The sequence below is a fragment of the Nocardioides xinjiangensis genome (assembly GCF_017916385.1).
GTDB lineage: Bacteria > Actinomycetota > Actinomycetes > Propionibacteriales > Nocardioidaceae > Nocardioides > Nocardioides xinjiangensis.
In genome coordinates this window covers 2,797,575-2,813,662 of record NZ_JAFMSW010000001.1, presented here as the reverse complement: position 1 = coordinate 2,813,662, position 16,088 = coordinate 2,797,575, and the positions used below count along the sequence as shown (strand labels likewise).

Annotated in this window: 14 protein-coding genes; 6 read left to right on the top strand and 8 right to left on the bottom strand. The window is 72.5% G+C overall.

What is annotated here, in order from left to right; all coding sequences use genetic code 11:
* Positions 1 to 7: 7 nt before the first annotated feature.
* The 3 genes from J3P32_RS13245 to J3P32_RS13235 all read right to left on the bottom strand — a co-directional run bounded on the left by J3P32_RS13245 (position 8) and on the right by J3P32_RS13235 (position 4,770).
* A complete protein-coding gene (locus J3P32_RS13245; protein WP_210440268.1) occupies positions 8 to 1,573 on the bottom strand; it encodes a class I SAM-dependent methyltransferase in 1,566 nt (521 codons plus the stop codon).
* A 37-nt stretch (positions 1,574 to 1,610) separates the two neighbouring features.
* Positions 1,611 to 2,717: an endonuclease/exonuclease/phosphatase family protein gene (locus J3P32_RS13240; protein WP_210440267.1), complete on the bottom strand. Its 1,107-nt coding sequence runs from the start codon at positions 2,715 to 2,717 to the stop codon at positions 1,611 to 1,613.
* A gap of 124 nt (positions 2,718 to 2,841) precedes the next feature.
* A complete protein-coding gene (locus tag J3P32_RS13235) occupies positions 2,842 to 4,770 on the bottom strand; it encodes an endonuclease/exonuclease/phosphatase family protein (RefSeq protein WP_210440266.1) in 1,929 nt (642 codons plus the stop codon).
* Positions 4,771 to 4,973: 203 nt separating this feature from the next.
* Between J3P32_RS13235 and J3P32_RS13230 the strand changes: the two genes are divergently transcribed.
* Genes J3P32_RS13230 through J3P32_RS13215 form a run of 4 tightly spaced genes read left to right on the top strand, consistent with a single transcriptional unit; the run spans position 4,974 to position 8,328 of the window.
* A complete protein-coding gene (locus J3P32_RS13230) occupies positions 4,974 to 6,269 on the top strand; it encodes a magnesium transporter MgtE N-terminal domain-containing protein (RefSeq protein ID WP_210440265.1) in 1,296 nt (431 codons plus the stop codon).
* A complete protein-coding gene (locus J3P32_RS13225; protein ID WP_210440264.1) occupies positions 6,266 to 6,778 on the top strand; it encodes a DUF1003 domain-containing protein in 513 nt (170 codons plus the stop codon). The genes J3P32_RS13230 and J3P32_RS13225 overlap by 4 nt, the downstream gene beginning before the upstream one ends.
* A gap of 31 nt (positions 6,779 to 6,809) precedes the next feature.
* Entirely contained in the window at positions 6,810 to 7,970 is a 1,161-nt protein-coding gene (locus J3P32_RS13220; protein ID WP_210440263.1) for an Mrp/NBP35 family ATP-binding protein, read from the top strand.
* A gap of 28 nt (positions 7,971 to 7,998) precedes the next feature.
* Entirely contained in the window at positions 7,999 to 8,328 is a 330-nt protein-coding gene (locus tag J3P32_RS13215; RefSeq protein WP_210440262.1) for a sec-independent translocase, read from the top strand.
* Positions 8,329 to 8,337: 9 nt separating this feature from the next.
* On the opposite strand, the gene J3P32_RS13210 is transcribed toward J3P32_RS13215, so the two are convergent.
* Positions 8,338 to 8,874, bottom strand: a complete 537-nt coding sequence (locus tag J3P32_RS13210; protein ID WP_210440261.1) for a hypothetical protein — start codon at positions 8,872 to 8,874, stop codon at positions 8,338 to 8,340.
* A 102-nt stretch (positions 8,875 to 8,976) separates the two neighbouring features.
* Between J3P32_RS13210 and J3P32_RS13205 the strand changes: the two genes are divergently transcribed.
* Both J3P32_RS13205 and J3P32_RS13200 read left to right on the top strand, forming a co-directional pair.
* The gene (locus tag J3P32_RS13205; protein WP_210440260.1) at positions 8,977 to 9,729 is read left to right on the top strand and encodes a LysM peptidoglycan-binding domain-containing protein; all 753 of its coding nucleotides are present in this window, start codon (positions 8,977 to 8,979) and stop codon (positions 9,727 to 9,729) included.
* On the top strand, positions 9,726 to 10,259 hold the full coding sequence (locus tag J3P32_RS13200) for an Rv3235 family protein (RefSeq protein ID WP_210440259.1): 534 nt from the start codon (positions 9,726 to 9,728) through the stop codon (positions 10,257 to 10,259). The genes J3P32_RS13205 and J3P32_RS13200 overlap by 4 nt, the downstream gene beginning before the upstream one ends.
* Positions 10,260 to 10,283: 24 nt before the next feature.
* Here the strand turns inward: J3P32_RS13200 and secA are convergent, their stop codons facing one another.
* Genes secA through hpf form a run of 4 tightly spaced genes read right to left on the bottom strand, consistent with a single transcriptional unit; the run spans position 10,284 to position 15,755 of the window.
* The gene (gene secA / locus J3P32_RS13195; RefSeq protein ID WP_210440258.1) at positions 10,284 to 13,154 is read right to left on the bottom strand and encodes a preprotein translocase subunit SecA; all 2,871 of its coding nucleotides are present in this window, start codon (positions 13,152 to 13,154) and stop codon (positions 10,284 to 10,286) included.
* Positions 13,155 to 13,169: 15 nt separating this feature from the next.
* Positions 13,170 to 14,399, bottom strand: a complete 1,230-nt coding sequence (locus tag J3P32_RS13190; RefSeq protein WP_210440257.1) for a winged helix-turn-helix domain-containing protein — start codon at positions 14,397 to 14,399, stop codon at positions 13,170 to 13,172.
* Positions 14,400 to 14,401: 2 nt separating this feature from the next.
* Complete coding sequence (locus J3P32_RS18540; protein ID WP_307861689.1) at positions 14,402 to 15,097, bottom strand: response regulator transcription factor; 696 nt, start codon at positions 15,095 to 15,097, stop codon at positions 14,402 to 14,404.
* 46 nt (positions 15,098 to 15,143) lie between these two features.
* The gene (hpf, locus tag J3P32_RS13180) at positions 15,144 to 15,755 is read right to left on the bottom strand and encodes a ribosome hibernation-promoting factor, HPF/YfiA family (protein ID WP_210440256.1); all 612 of its coding nucleotides are present in this window, start codon (positions 15,753 to 15,755) and stop codon (positions 15,144 to 15,146) included.
* Positions 15,756 to 16,088: the final 333 nt, after the last annotated feature.

Here is a 16,088-nt window from a genome sequence, read left to right as displayed (position 1 = left end):
TCCCACCTCACCCGTTCCAGTCGATGATCAAGCGGCACACCTGCGAGCTCGCGGGGTCGGCCGAGACGCGCGTGCGCCGGTCCTCGAGGACGCGGCCGCCGGACTCGGCCACCTCGGCCAGCACGACCGCCGGGTCGAGGGCCTTGCGGGCGCCGGTGCGGCGAGCGTAGCCGTCACGGCCCTTCTCGCTGAGGAACTGCAGGTGCAGCGTGCCGGTGGTGCCGGCGAGGACCATGCGCGAGGCCCGCAGCATGTTGAGCCGCCCGCGCCGGCCGAGCCGCTCGACGACGTGGACGCAGCCCACGGCGCGGGGGCCGGGCAGCCGGGCGAGCCAGGCCGGGACGGCGAGCACGTGGCGCAGCTCGAGCAGGTTGAACAGCTGGAAGGTCACGCGCGGGTCGTCCGCGCGGCGCTGCGCCTCGGCCTCGTAGGCATAGGGCTGGAAGTCGAGGCCGACCGCGGCGACGCCCCGGTCGGCGAAGAAGCCGACGTCGGCCCCGCGGCCGCAGCCGATGTCGACGTACGTCGCCAGGTCGGGGTGGCGCTCGGCCACCTCGCGCGCGACGTCGGACACCGTCGGCTCCTGGTGGATCGTGCGCTTGTGGTAGCCGTGCCAGCCGGCCCGGCCCGTGCGCATCCCGCGGAACCAGCCGTTGAACAGCTCGATGGTGCTGGCCGGCGTGGTGAACTTGTAGGCCGGGTCGGGCACGCGCCAGTGGGGACCGTAGGTGGCGGTGAGGAACTTGTCGGCATCGGCCGGCACGGGGAACTCGCGGCCCTCCAGCGAGGCCGTGCCGAGCGGGTGGATCCACTCGCGCCGGAACGGCACCGCGATCTCGCCCATCAGGTACAGCACGCCGTTGCGCATGAAGCCGCCGAAGACGTCGAGGCCGCGGTCGAGCCCGTCGCTCTCCAGCACGTGGACCTTGAGCGCGATCGCGGAGTAACGCGTGACCCGGTAGCCCATGTCGGTCAGCGCGCGCTGCACGCGGAAGGACTCGCGGATCACGTCGACCGGGTGGTCGTAGGTGCTGACGTAGCCGAGGTCGGCGTCGCTGTCGTGGCCGATGAGCCCGCCGTCACGCACCGCGCCCAGCGCGGTCCCGTAGGCCAGGAACGCGTCGAGCCCGGCCTTGCGCAGCGCGCCGAGGACCTCGTCGATCGCGTCGAGCAGCGGCTCCACCTGGGCGGCGTCGCGCGTGTCGAAGGTCTCGACGAGCTTGAGCGACTTGTCGAGGCTGAGCGGTCGGCCCGCCGCGTTCACCACCTCGATCCGGTCGCGACGATCGCCGAGCCGGACCGTCCGGGAGTACAGCACCGTGCCGGTGCCCGGGTCGGTCATCGTGACCTCGGTGACGCCGTCGAGGAAGGGGCGCAGCGGCTTGGGCCAGGACAGGTGGACCCCGTCGTCGCGCGCCTGGCCGTCACGCAGCAGCCAGAACGACCAGATGCGCCGGCCGTCGAAGGCGACGTCGACGAGCCGCTCGCGGGACGGCGAGACGACGATCTCCTGCGCGTCGATCCGGAGGACCTCCAGCGCGCCGGGACGCCGCAGCTGGCTCAGTGACCTCACTCCCGGAGTATATCGAGCGCCGTCGCCGGCGCTGCGCCTACTCCGACGCGGTCAGCGTGGCGGTGGCGTGCACCAGGCTGTGGTCGGACGCCTTGCCGGTGCCGGTCACGGCGTAGTCGGCGAAGGCGACGCCGGTGGAGCCGAAGATCCAGTCCACCTGCATGCTCGGGGGCGGCGAGCAACCGCCTGCCGAGCTGCCGCCGTTGGCGGCGCTGAAGACGCCCCCGGCGGTGAAGCGGCAGAAGATCTCTGCGCGCTCGTTGTAGTCGCCCGTGGCGATCACCGGGTAGTCGCCCGACCGGCGCAGCTCGGTGAGGTGGGCGATCTCGATGCCGGCGGCCTCGGCCCGCCAGCGGGCGTTGTTGCCGAGGCGGGGGGTGTCCGCGGGATTGTGGAAGTTCGCGAACCACGCCCGGCGACCGGTGCTCGTGGACTCCAGCAGCACGACCGGCATCGCGATCCGGCTGCCGCCGGCGTAGGGGATGGTGAGGGTGTGCGCCTCGACCATCCGGAACATGTCGGAGCGCCAGGCGATGTTGAAGCGGACGGACTTGTCGCCGAGGGACAGCCCCGGGTAGAGCGAGTACTCCCCCGCCCGGGCGACGAACATGTTGTGCTGGCTGGCCTCGAACTCCTGGAAGCCGACCACGTCGATGCCGTTGCCGCGCAGCGCGGCGATCGCCATGTCCATGCGGGGACCCGCGTCGGGGAACCCGGGCTTGTTGCCGCCGGGACCGGTGTGGGAGTCGCCGAGCACGTTGTAGGTCGCGACCTGGAACTCCACCGCCGGCTGGGTGCGGCGCTCGAGCTGCTGGGCGACCCGGGCCGCCAGCCGGCGCTGGGCGGCGCGGAAGCGACGTACGGACGCCTCGAGCTCCTCGGGCTCGGTGACGTCCGGCTCGGCACTGCCGCCCTCCCCGGACGTGGCCTCGTCGTCCGGCGTCGCCGACCCCGGCTCCTCCGTCCCGGTGGGCCCGTCCGGCTCCGTGAGCTCGCCGGTCTCCTGGGAGGCACCGACGCGGTCGTCCGCGGAGCCCGTGCCGGCGGGACCGGACCAGAAGGACGCCCACACGACGCCCGCGATGACCGCCAGCACCAGGAGGGGTGCCCACACCTCCGCGCGCGAGCGGCGCGGGCCGCTCACGGTCGGATCCTTGTGCATCACGGCCACCTCCGGGAGGCGAGCCGCCTGCCGCGCGGGCGGGTCGGGCGGACGGCTCGGAGGCGGCCAGCCTAGCCGGGCCTCCGGGCCGCGTCCCAACCTCCGGTCAGGCGCCCGGCACCAGGAGCGGGTCGAAGACCTGGAAGCGCTGCTCGGGGTCCATCGACGAGCCGGGCACCGGGGGGAGCCCGAGCGTGCGGGTGACGAGGTTGGTCAGGTCACCGACGCGGATCGGCTGGACGCCCGAGTAGCCCACCAGCTGCTTGCCCGGCGAGGCGAACGACGGGTTGAGGTCGTACAGGTCGCTGTCGGCGGGGACGCCGGGACCGGTCACCCACATGGGGACGCGGTAGCTCTGGGCCCAGTCGCGCGAGGACCCTCGCGCCTTCTGGGCGCCGCCGGTGCCGGTGACCACCAGCAGGGTGGTGCCCTGCATCTCCGGCGACGCGGCGATGCTGCGGCGCACGGCTGCCACGCGACGGAACGCCTTGCGGACCGCCTTCTGGTACGCCGGACCGGTGAAGCCGTCGTCGAGACCGGCGTCCAGCACCCCGGAGAGCTCGAGGACGCTGAGCTCGGCCGGCGCCTTGGCGATCTTGTCGCGCCACCACCCGACGAGCGCGGCGTCGTCGCGCATCACCTTGGCGGCGTCGAGCTTGGCCTTCCCGTCGTCGACGCCGTAGGGGTCACCGCCGCCGGACTTGCGGTTCCAGCTGCGGTGGACCAGGTGCGTCTCGGGGCGGCTGGCGCCGAACATCGTGCGGTTCGAGAGGTTGTGGGCGAGGTCGAAGACGCCCGAGACGTACTGCCCGGCCGAGGCGTGCACCGTGGCGGGCAGTCGCTTGGTGGAGCCGACGCCGTGGCCGCCGGCCTTGGCGAACACCCGGCGGCCGGTGAGCAGCGACATGAGGTTCGCGTCGGCCTGCGTGCTCTCCCGGACGGTGCGGGCGTTGGTCGTCGAGGCGCCGTTGGCACGCAGGCGGGCGATCTCGCCGGCGTCGCCGACCTTGCCACGCACGACGGTCGGCGTCAGGCCGGGGACGGCGACGACCACGACGTGGTCGACGCCGACGGGCGCCGAGGCCGGGACCACCGCGTTGGCGAAGTAGAGCGGGTGGTCGCTCGTGCGGCGGACGAACGCGTTGTCGAGGCGGGTGTACCCGTTGAAGAACACGTCCTTCGTGCCCATGATCCAGTCGATCGCCCCGCCGGCGGGCGGGCGGCACGTGGTGCCGTCGACGTAGCCGCCGCTCGCCGACCACAGGTCGGCGCCGGGGGCCACGGCGCAGTAGTACTCGCCGCGCTCGTTCTTGTCACCGAGCGAGATGAACGGGGCGTCGGGGTAGGCGGCGCGCAGCTCGTTGGCCAGGGCGACCTCCATCGCGAAGCCCGTGTCGCGCCACTGCTGGGCCGGCCCCCGGGTGTCGGCCGGGTTGTGCGTGTTGAAGAACCACACGCGGCGCCCGGTCTCGATGTTCTGGAGCAGGACCGCGGGCATCCGGCTGGGGACGCCGTCGAAGTAGGGGATCGGGATGGTGCGCGCCTCGAGCAGCCGCCAGACCGCGGTGCTCCACCCGATCGAGTTGACCGACGGTCCGGCGGGGTTGTTCAGGCCGGGGTAGGTCTGCCAGGAGGTCCCCATCAGCTCCGCGAAGCGCGTGGCCTGCGGCGGCTGGAACTCCTGGAAGCCGACGACGTCGAGCGCGTTCTCCTTCACCAGGGTCACCACGCGGTCCATGCGCACCACGCCGGAGTCCCAGCCCTTGCGGTTGCCGCCCGGCGCGGTGTGGTCGGCGCCGAGGACGTTGAAGTTGGCCACCCGGAACGACGTGGCGGGCGTCGTCTGGGGGGTGTCGGCGACCCGTGCGCCCACCGGTGCCGCCGCGGCTGCCGCCCCGGCTGCCGGAGCCAGGGCGTCGGGCGTGGCCGGGGCGATCAGCAGCGCGGTCGCGAGGGCGAGCGAGGTGGCGCACAGGCGTCGCAGCCCGGTGAGTGGCGGACGCGTGGAGCGCGAGGACGTGGTCGTGCCGGACATGCGTGGGGCCTCACAGTCGTCGGGGAAGTGGCGTCGTCGAGGTGGCCCGACCGTGGCCGCCCGGCGCGTGGGACGCGCTGCGAGGACACGGTCGATGTGACGGGTGTGATGTGACGGAAGTGACTCGTGCGGCCTCAGGGTACACGACGGCCTCGCCCGCACGACGGCTTCGGGCGCGGTCCCGGCACGCTAACGTTGCCGCCGTGAGCACCTCCCCGACCCGCGTCTTCGTGGCCCGGCTCGTCGGGCTGCCGATCTTCGACCCGCAGGGCGACCAGGTGGCCAAGGTGCGCGACCTCGTCGTCGCCATCCGCACCGAGACCAGCCAGCCGCGGGTCCTCGGCATGGTGGCCGAGGTGTTCGGGCGGCGACGGATCTTCGTGCCGATGACCCGCATCACCAACATCGACAGCGGCCAGGTGCACACCACCGGGCTGCTCAACATGCGGCGGTTCGAGCAGCGCTCGACCGAGACCCTGGTGATGGGGCAGATGCTCGACCGCACGGTCACCATCAGGGAGTCCGGCGTCACCGGGGTCGTCTACGACGTCGCGATGGAGCAGGCACGCAACCGCGACTGGGTGCTCTCGCGCGTCGCCGTGCAGGAGCCCAGCAAGGGGTTCCGGCGGCGCGGGCAGACGTACGTCGTGGAGTGGCGCGACGTCACCGGGCTGACCCGGCCCGAGCCCACGCAGGGGGCCACCCACCTCATCTCCGCGCTCAACGACATGCGCCCCGCCGACGCGGCGAACATGATCCACGACCTCCCCCGGGAGCGGCGGACGGCGGTGGTGGCGGCCCTCGACGACGAGCGGCTCGCCGACGTCCTCGAGGAGCTGCCCGAGGAGGACCAGGTCGAGATCCTCGAGCAGCTGGACTCCGAGCGCGCCGCCGACGTCCTCGAGGAGATGTCGGCCGACGACGCCGCGGACCTGATCGCCGACCTCAATCCCGAGACGGCCGCGACCCTGCTCGGCCTGATGCAGCCCGACGAGGCCGAGGACGTCCGCCGCCTGATGTCCTACGAGGACAACACCGCCGGCGCGATGATGACGCCGGAGCCGGTCATCCTCTCCCCCGACGCGACCATCGCCGACGCGCTGGCGCAGGTGCGCAACCCCGAGCTCACGCCGGCGCTCGCGGCGCTGGTCTACGTCTGCCGCCAGCCGCTCGAGACGCCGACCGGCAGGCTGCTCGGCGCCGCGCACATCCAGCGGCTGCTGCGCGAGCCGCCGTCGACCCTGGTGGCGGCGGCCCTCGACGAGTCGATGGACCCGCTGCGCCCCGACGCCTCGATGGACGAGGTGGCCGCGCACCTCGCCACCTACAACCTCGTCGCCGCGCCGGTGGTCGACGACGAGGGCCGGCTGCTCGGCGCCGTCACGGTGGACGACCTGCTCGACCACATGCTGCCCGAGGGCTGGCGCGACCGCGCGCCCCGGCCCGGTCCCATCGCCGGCGACGCCGGCGCGCGGGCACGCGGCGGGGGCGTCCGATGACGGTGGACCGCCGTTCCCGCCTCGACACCCCGCGCGACGCCCGCCGCCACCTGGTGCGGCGCCCCAGCGTGGACGCCGACGCGTTCGGCGTGTTCGCCGAGTCGTTCGCCCGCTACATGGGCACCGCGAAGTTCCTGCTCTGGATGACGATGTTCGTCGCCGCCTGGATCCTCTGGAACACGCTGAGCCCGCGCGACCTGCGCTTCGACCCGTTCCCGTTCATCTTCCTCACGCTCATGCTCAGCCTGCAGGCGTCGTACGCCGCGCCGCTGATCCTGCTCGCGCAGAACCGGCAGGAGCAGCGGGACAAGGTCGTCGCGGAGCAGGACCGGCAGGCCAACGCCCGGGCGCACGCCGACATGGAGTTCCTGGCCCGCGAGGTGGCCTCGCTGCGGATGGCCGTGGGCGAGGTCGCCACCCGCGACTTCCTCCGCTCCGAGCTGCGCGGGCTGCTCGGCGACATCGAGGACCTCTCGCGCCAGCAGGCGGACGACGAGCCCGAACCGTGAGCCCTCGGGTCGGCTCGTAGACTGGGGCATCATGAGCACCCCCACGCAGCAGCAGGTGATGGACGCGCTGGCGACCGTCAACGACCCGGAGATCAAGCGCCCGATCACGGAGCTGGGGATGGTGGACTCCGTCGAGGTGGCCGCCGACGGCTCCGTCGCCGTGCACGTGCTGCTCACGGTGGCCGGGTGCCCGCTCAAGGACACGATCAACCGCGACGTCACGGCGGCCGTCACCACGGTCCCGGGCGTCGCCTCCGTCGACCTCACCCTGGGCGTGATGACCCCCGAGCAGCGCGCCGGCCTCAAGGAGGTCCTCAGCGACGGTCGCGCCCAGCGCGAGATCCCGTTCGCGCAGCCCGGGTCGCTGACGAAGGTGTACGCGATCGCCAGCGGCAAGGGCGGCGTCGGCAAGTCGTCGGTCACCGTCAACCTCGCGCTCGCGATGGCGGCCCAGGGCCTCCGGGTCGGCGTCGTGGACGCCGACATCTACGGCCACTCGGTGCCCGCCATGCTCGGCGTCGCCGACACCCGCCCCACGCAGGTCGACGACCTCATCATGCCGGTCCCGACCCCGAGCGGCGTGTCGGTGATCTCGATCGGCATGCTCAAGCCGCGCCGCGACCAGGTCGTCGCCTGGCGTGGCCCGATGCTCGACCGCGCACTCGTGCAGATGCTCGCCGACGTCTACTGGGGCGACCTCGACGCACTGCTGCTCGACCTCCCGCCGGGCACCGGTGACGTGGCGATCTCGCTCGGCCAGCACCTGCCCAGCGCCGAGGTCGTCGTGGTGACCACCCCCCAGGAGGCGGCGGCGGAGGTGGCCGAGCGCGCCGGGACGATGGCCTCGATGATGCACCAGCGGGTGGTGGGCGTCGTCGAGAACATGAGCTACCTCCCGTGCCCCCACTGCCCCGCCGAGGACGACCACCGGCTGGAGGTCTTCGGCAGCGGCGGCGGTGCCCGCGTCGCGCAGACCCTGTCGGAGCGCTTCGGCTACGACGTCCCGCTGCTCGCCCAGGTCCCCCTCGACATCTCGCTGAGGGAGGGCGGCGACGTCGGCAAGCCCATCGTGGAGGCCGATCCCGGCGCACCTGCGGCCCGCGAGCTGACCAACGTCGCCCGGACCCTCTCCGGCCGCGGCCGTGGGCTCGCCGGCATGCAGCTCGGGCTGACCCCGTCCAGCAGGTTCTGACCGGCGCCGGACCAGGAGGTTCTGAGGCATGTTCGACGTCGGGCTCCTCGAGCTGGCCGTGATCGCCCTGGTCGCCGTCGTGGTCCTCGGGCCCGACCGGCTGCCCGACCTCGCCCGTCAGGCGGCCCAGCTGCTCCACCGCGCCCGCAACATGGCCCACAACGCGCGTGACGAGCTGCGCAGCGAGCTCGGTCCGGAGTACGCCGACCTCCAGCTGCGCGACCTCGACCCCCGCGCGATCGTGCGCAAGCACATCACCGAGGCGATGGCCGAGGTCGACCGGGAGCAGGCCCGGGCGACCCAGCGGTCGGCGCTGCCGGAGGGGGCGGTCCCGCCCTACGACGTGGAAGCCACCTGAGCCGAGCGGTCAGCCGTCGCGGCTCTGCACCGCGACAAGGGCCGTGTAGGGCACCAGCACCTCGCTCCCGGACACGTCCCGCGCCTGGAGGAAGTCGGCGCCGACGCGCTCGACGTACGTCTCGTGGCGCGCGCCCCCGGCGACGTGCAGCACGCACCGGGCCTCCGCGTCGGCGAGCCGTCGCAGGGCCGCACGCAGGCCCAGCCGGTCGACCGGCGACCACGCGACCTCGGCCACCGACCGCTCGCTGGCCCCGTGCACGCCCGACACCGCCGCGAGCGGCACGACCCACTCCTGCCCGCGGCCCCGGAGCAGGCACCACTCCTCCCCCACGCGGGACAGCCTGCCCTCCAGGCGACCGAGGTGCGGCAGGTCGAGCGCGACGTCGCGACCCCGTGAGGCCATCAGCCGGCTCGCCAGCGTGACCGTGCCGTACTCGGCACGAGCGCGGTCCGCCAGCTCGGCCGCGCGGTCGGCCTCCCACGCCGCGGCGGCCTGACCCTCGAGGTCGTCGAACAGGGCGAACAGGTCGTGCTCCCAGGACATGGCACCGAGCCTAGGCCGCGTCCCGGCTGTGGAGGACGCCTTGACCCGCGTCCCCAACCTTCGTTGAATGAAGCAAACGGACGCAAACGAAAGGTTCGGCAGGTGTCTCGGGACCCCGCACCGCTCTGGCGACCGCTCGCCGTGTGGCTGGCGGCGACCGTCGTCGCCGCCACGGCCGCGGCAGCCGCACCGCGGGCGTGGGAGCGCGCCGGCTCGGCACCGGCCTCCGACCGGCTCACCGACCTCGTGGTCGCCGGGTGCGCGAGCGCACTGGCGGTCGCGCTCGGCTGGCTGTGGCTCCTCACGACGACCACCGTGCTCGACGTGCTCGGCGGCGGCGTGCCGACGGCGACGGGGGCCACCCGGCGGCTGGTGCTGCTGGCCTGTGGCGTGGCCGCGGCGGCCTCGACGACGGTCCCGGCGCACGCGGTCGACGGCGAGGGCGCCGAGCTCCTGGTGGGGCTGGGCATCCCGGACCGGGCCGTCGCGCAGGTGCAGCCGCAGCGTGACCGACCCGCCGGCGCACCCGAGGCCCCTGCCACGCCCGGCACCCACGTCGTGCGCCCCGGCGACTCGCTGTGGTCCATCGCGCGCGACCACCCCGGCAGCGGCGACGTCCACACCCGCTGGCGCGCGATCTGGGCAGCGAACCGCGAGGTGGTGGGGCGCGACCCCGACCTGATCCACCCCGGCCAGGTGCTCCGCCTGCCGGGGACGCGGCGCACCGTTGGCGCCCCCACCGACACCGACAGCAACCACACGAACACCGACAGGGACATGCACATGGACGAGCAGCCGGACCCGCCCACCCGGGACGACACCGGGGACCACACCGACGAGGACGGGAAGCGATGATGGCCACCCCGTCGGGCAGCGACGCCGAGGTGATCCTCCTCCGGTCGGATCCCGGACCCGGCCCGGGCGTGGCCAGCGTCCAGGGAGCCCTCGCGCTCGACCTCACCCAGCGCACCGCTCCCCCGCGCCCGCGACCTCGGCTGGCCCGTTCCACCGACCTGGTCGCCGCCCCGGAGGCCGCTCGCGAGCAGGTCGACGCGGTCGTCGCCCGCTACCTGGCGGCGGCCGTCGAGATCGCCGCCGGGGACCGCCCGGTGAGCCAGCTGCTGCGCCACACGGTGCCGGAGGTCTACGACGACCTCGCGCGGCGGGCGCGGACCGTCGGTGCAGCCGCCGGCTCCGCCTCCGGCCGGTTGCGCGGCCCGAACCCGGCTCGTCCGGTGGTCGTGGGCGTGCGCACGGCCCTGGTCCGGTCCGACGCGGTCGAGGCGAGCGCGCACGTCAGGTACGGCCGCCGCTCCCGGGCGGTCGCGGCACGGTTCGAGGTCGTGCGCGACCGCTGGCAGTGCGTGGCTCTGGCCTGGGGCTGAGCAGCCCGCGGACCGCGGTGCTACTCAGCCGCCCACGGTGGCGCGGCCGGAGGCGCCGCCCGGCGCCCCGTGGCAGCGCTTGAACTTCTGCCCGGACCCGCAGGGGCACAGCGCGTTGCGGCCCACCCCGGCGAACGGGTCGTCCTCGGCGGCCGGCTCGGCGTGGACCTCGGCCTCGCCGTCCTCCGACGGGGCGCTGTAGGCGAGGTTGCGCGGCCGGCTCGGCTTCTCGAGGCCCTTGGCGCGGATGGTCGGCGCCTGCTGCGTGGCCGTCTGGGCCCCGGGTGCGTGCGCCGCCGCCTGGGCGAAGTCGATCTGCGGCGTGGACGCGGAGACCTGCGGCGCGACCGGCTGGACGGGTGCGTCGCCCTCGTCGAGGCCGTCGGCGTCCTGGGCGTCGTCCTCGACCTCCACCTGGAGGTTGAAGAGGAACCCGACCGACTCCTCCTTGATGCCGTCCATCATCGCGGTGAACATGTCGAAGCCCTCGCGCTGGTACTCCACGAGCGGGTCGCGCTGGGAGTACGCGCGGAGGTAGATGCCCTCGCGGAGGTAGTCCATCTCGTAGAGGTGCTCACGCCACTTGCGGTCGAGCACGGAGAGGACGACGCGACGCTCGAGCTCGCGCTGGACCTCCTCGCCGATCTCGTCCTCGCGGCGGTCGTAGGCCTCCTGGACGTCCTTCTGGAGCTCCTCGATGAGGGTCTCGCGGTTGAGCCCCTCGACCCCGCCGGCCGCCTTGACCACGCCCTCCTTGGTGAGCCCCACCGGGTAGAGCTGGTTGAGCGCGGTGAACAGGCCGTCGAGGTCCCAGTCCTCCGCGTAGCCCTCGGTCGCGCCGCGGACGTAGCCGGCGATGACGTCGTCGAGGAAGCCGCGGATCTGCTCGCCGAGGTCCGCGCCCTCGAGGACGCGGCGGCGCTCGGCGTAGATGACCTCGCGCTGGCGGCTCATCACGTCGTCGTACTTGAGGACGTTCTTGCGCGACTCGAAGTTCTGCGACTCGATGTTGGCCTGGGCGCCGGCGATGGCGTTGCTGACGCGCTTCGCGTCGATCGGCACGTCGTCGGGGACCTTGAGCACGGTGAGGATCCGGTCGACCCACTCGGACTTGAACAGGCGCATCATCTCGTCCTGCAGCGACAGGTAGAACCGGGACTCACCCGGGTCGCCCTGACGGCCGGAACGACCGCGCAGCTGGTTGTCGATGCGTCGCGACTCGTGGCGCTCGGTGCCGATCACGTAGAGGCCGCCGAGCTCCTTGACCTCGTCGTGCTCGGCCGCGACCTGGGCCTTGATCCGCTCGACCATCGCCGGCCACGCGGCGTCGTACTCCTCCGGCGACTCCACCGGGTCGAGGCCCTGCTTGCGCAGCTCCTGGTCGGCGAGGAAGTCGACCGAGCCGCCGAGCATGATGTCGGTGCCGCGACCAGCCATGTTGGTGGCGACGGTGACCGCGCCCTTGTGACCGGCGAGCGCGACGACCTTCGCCTCGTCGGCGTGCTGCTTGGCGTTGAGGACGGTGTGCGGGATGCCGCGCTTCCTCAGCAGGTTGGAGAGGTACTCCGACTTCTCCACCGAGACGGTGCCGACGAGGATCGGCTGTCCCTTCTCGTGGCGCTCGGCGATGTCGTCGGCGACGGCGGCGTACTTCGCCTCCTCGGTCCGGTAGACCAGGTCGACGTTGTCGATGCGCTGCATCGGGCGGTTCGTCGGGATCGGGACCACGCCGAGCTTGTAGATCTTGTCGAACTCCGACGCCTCGGTCATCGCCGTGCCGGTCATGCCGGAGAGCTTGGTGTAGAGGCGGAAGTAGTTCTGCAGGGTGATCGTGGCGAGGGTCTGGTACTCCTCGCGGACGGTCACGCCCTCCTTGGCCTCGATGGCCTGGTGCAGGCCGTCGTTGTAGCGGCGACCGGCCAGGATGCGGCCGGTGTGCTCGTCGACGATGAGCACCTCGCCGTCCATGACGACGTACTCCTTGTCGTTGCGGAACAGCTCCTTGGCCTTGATCGAGTTGTTGAGGAACGAGATGAGCGGCGTGTTGACCGAGTCGTAGAGGTTCTCGATGCCGAGGTGGTCCTCGACCTTGGTGATGCCGGGCTCGAGCACCGAGATGGTGCGCTTCTTCTCGTCGACCTCGTAGTCGGTGTCGCGGACCATCGTGCGCGCGATCCGGGCGAACTCGGCGTACCACTTGACCTCGTCCTGGGTCGGGCCGCTGATGATGAGCGGGGTCCGCGCCTCGTCGATGAGGATCGAGTCGACCTCGTCGACGATGGCGAAGTTGTGACCGCGCTGCACGCAGTCCTCGACCGAGTCGGCCATGTTGTCGCGCAGGTAGTCGAAGCCGAGCTCGTTGTTGGTGCCGTAGGTGATGTCGCAGGCGTAGGCCTCGCGGCGCTCGGCGGGGCGCATGGAGGGCAGGATGACCCCGACGGTCAGGCCGAGGAAGTGGTGCACGCGGCCCATCTGCTCGGACTGGAACTTGGCGAGGTAGTCGTTGACGGTGACGACGTGGACGCCCTTGCCCTCCAGGGCGTTGAGGTAGGACGGCAGCACCGCCACGAGGGTCTTGCCCTCACCGGTCTTCATCTCGGCGATGTTGCCCAGGTGCAGCGCCGCCGCACCCATCACCTGCACGTCGAACGGACGCATGCCCAGCACGCGCTTGGAGGCCTCGCGCACCGTGGCGAACGCCTCGGGCATGATGTCGTCGAGCGTCTCGCCGTTGCTCAGCCGCTCGCGGAACTCGGCGGTCATCCCGCGGAGCTCGTCGTCGCTCATCTTGACGAAGTCGTCCTCGATGGCGTTGACCGCCTTGCAGACGGCTTCGAGCTCGCGGAGGATCTTGCCCTCGCCGATGCGGAGCAGCTTGTCGATGATGGCAGGCACGAGTGGTAACTGTACCTACCGTGCCAACGGGGATCCCAATGCGTGTGAGAGGCCTCCGGAGAGGTCACCGCGGTCGCCGACCACCACGTCGTCGAGGCCCAGCCAGCCGGCGAGCCGCCGGAGCTCCTCGGCGAGCTCCTCGGCGGTCCCCGGAGGGGCGCCCGCCTCGGCGAACGCGGCCGGGACGAGCAGCGACCGCGAGGCCCGGTCCGCCTTGAGGTCGACCCGCGCCACCAGCCGGTCGCCGAGCAGGAACGGGAGCACGTAGTAGCCGTGCCGCCGCTTCGGCGCCGGGACGTAGATCTCGATCCGGTAGTGGAAGCCGAACAGCGCCTCGGTCCGCGCCCGCTCCCACACCAGGGGGTCGAACGGGCTGAGCAGCGTCCGGGCGCTCACGCGCCGGGGCAGCCGGGCGTCGCGGTGGAGGTACGCCTGGCGCCTCCACCCGTCGACGGCGACCGGGACGAGCTCGCCCGACTCGACGAGCTGGTCGATCGCCACCTTCGCGCTCGGCCGGCCGGGGGCGGGCTGGAGCCGGAGCCGGTAGTAGTCGGCGAGGTCCGGGGCGCTGGCCACGCCGTGCGAGCGGGCGGCGCGGCGTACGAGCTCGGTCACCGCGTCCTGCGGCGTGGGCGTGGGCGCGTCGAGCACGGCCGTCGGCAGCACCCGCTCGGGCAGGTCGTAGACCACCTCGAACTGGCTGGTGCGCCCGGCGACCGCGACGTCGCCGACGAGGAACAGGTAGTCGAGCACCTTGCGGGCCTCGGACCAGTTCCAGCCCCAGTGCTCCCGGGTGCGGGGTCCGGTGCTGAACTCGTCCTCGAGGTCGCGCGCGGTGACGGGGCCGCGGTCGCGGACCGCGTCGAGCACGCGCGGCTCCAGGGTCGGGTCGGCGACGAAGCCCCACTTGCCGCGCTCGGCGCGGTACTGGTCCATCCGGTGCCGCATGAGCGGCCAGAGGCCGACCGGCATCAGCGCCTGCACGTGCGCCCAGTACTCCACGACCCGGCGCGGCCGGCGCTCGGCCGCGCGGCGCAGCAGGTCGGTGTCGTAGGGACCCATCCGGGAGTACAGCGGCATGTAGTGGGCGCGCTGCAGCACGTTGACGGAGTCGACCTGCAGCACGCCCGTGCGGGCGAGCGTGCGGTCGAAGGTCCTGGTGGACGGGGTCGCGTGCGGCCGGTCGGTGAAGCCCTGGGCGGCCAGCGCGATGCGGCGGGCCTGGAGCGCGGTGAGCCGGTCCACCGTCAGGGCAGGTCGAGCAGCTTCTCGCGCATGGCGTACATGACGGCCTCCATGCGCGAGTGCAGCTGCAGCTTCTCCAGGATGTTGCGGACGTGGTTCTTCACCGTGTTCTCGGAGATGAAGAGCTCCTTGGCGACCTCGCGGTTGTTGAGGCCCTTGGCCACCAGGCGCAGCACCTCGAGCTCGCGCTCGGTCAGGCGGAGCGCCGGGCCCTGCTCGCGCTCGGGCTTCGACATCTGCTTGAACTCGTCGATGAGCTTCACCGCCATGGACGGGCTGATCAGCGACTGCCCCTCGTTGACGACGCGGACGGCCTGGGCGACCTCCTCGATGGAGGAGTCCTTGAGCAGGTAGCCCGAGGCGCCGTTCTTCACCGACTCGTAGAGGTCGGCCTCCTCGTCGGAGACGGTGAGCATGATGATCTTGGTGGCCGGGACGGCCTCCTTGATCGCGCGGCACGCCTCGACGCCGGTGCGGCGGGGCATGCGGACGTCGAGCAGCACGACGTCGGGCGCGGTCGTGACGGCGAGCTCGGTGGCCGTGACGCCGTCGGCCGCCTCGCCGACCACCTCGATGTCGGTGTCGCCGCCGAGCAGCATGATCAGGCCGCGGCGGAACAGCTCCTGGTCGTCGACCACGAGCACGCGGACGGGTTCGGAGCCTGCACGAGCGGCGTCGGTGCCTGTTGCCTCGGTCACGCGCGCATCATGTCATGCGCGCGTGACCGGAGCACCGCCGCGGCGCTCAGCCGACGTCGAGGGAGATCACGCCGTAGTCGTAGCCGCGCCGGCGGTAGACCACCGAGGGACGCTCGCTCTCCTTGTCGACGAACAGGTAGAAGTCGTGGCCCACGAGCTCCATCTCGTAGAGCGCCTGGTCGAGGGTCATCGGGACCGCGCTGTGGGACTTCTCCCGCACGACCAGCGGACCGTCACCCGTCACGGTGATGGGGCCGACCTTGCGCTCCACGACGCCGTCGTCCTCCACCGGGTCCTCGAGCTGCGGCATGCCGGCCAGCGCCTCGCCGACGGACACGTGCGCGTTGCGTCCCTTGTGCACCCGCCGCCGGTCGGCGGCGCGGCGCATCTGGGCCTGCATCTTGTCGAGCGCGAGGTCGAGGGCGCCCATCTTGTCCTCGGCGGCGGCCTCGGCGCGGATCACCGGCCCCTTGGAGAAGGCGGTGAGCTCGACCTTGGTCGACCGGTCGTGCTGGCGGGGGTTCTTCTCGAGCTCCACCTCGACCTGGACCCGCATGATGCGGTGGTCGTGCTTCTCCAGACGGGTGAGCTTGTCGGACACGTGCTCGCGGAACCGGTCGGACACCTCGCAGTGCCGTCCCGTGACCACAACCTCCATGTGAACCTCCTCAACTAGCGAACGGGCCGCACCCCTCCATTCGCCGCGGCGGCACACCCGCCGGGGCAGGGTGGGATGGAGCCCGCCCGGCCGACCTGGTCTTCGACCCCACAACCGCCTGCTGAAGCGTTCGCAACTTCTCCGTCACTACTGGCCTTCTCCCGGCATCCGGCACATCTGGTGCCGGCGACGGGGCAGGACTTACTTCTAAGCCGCACCGTGATCGTCCCGCGGCCGCTGGGCTGCTGGGCAGCCCGGCGCCCGGGGACTTACGTGGACCGTTTCGCCTGCGACTGGCATCGGCTAGCCACGGGTGGGACTCGTCGCCGCACC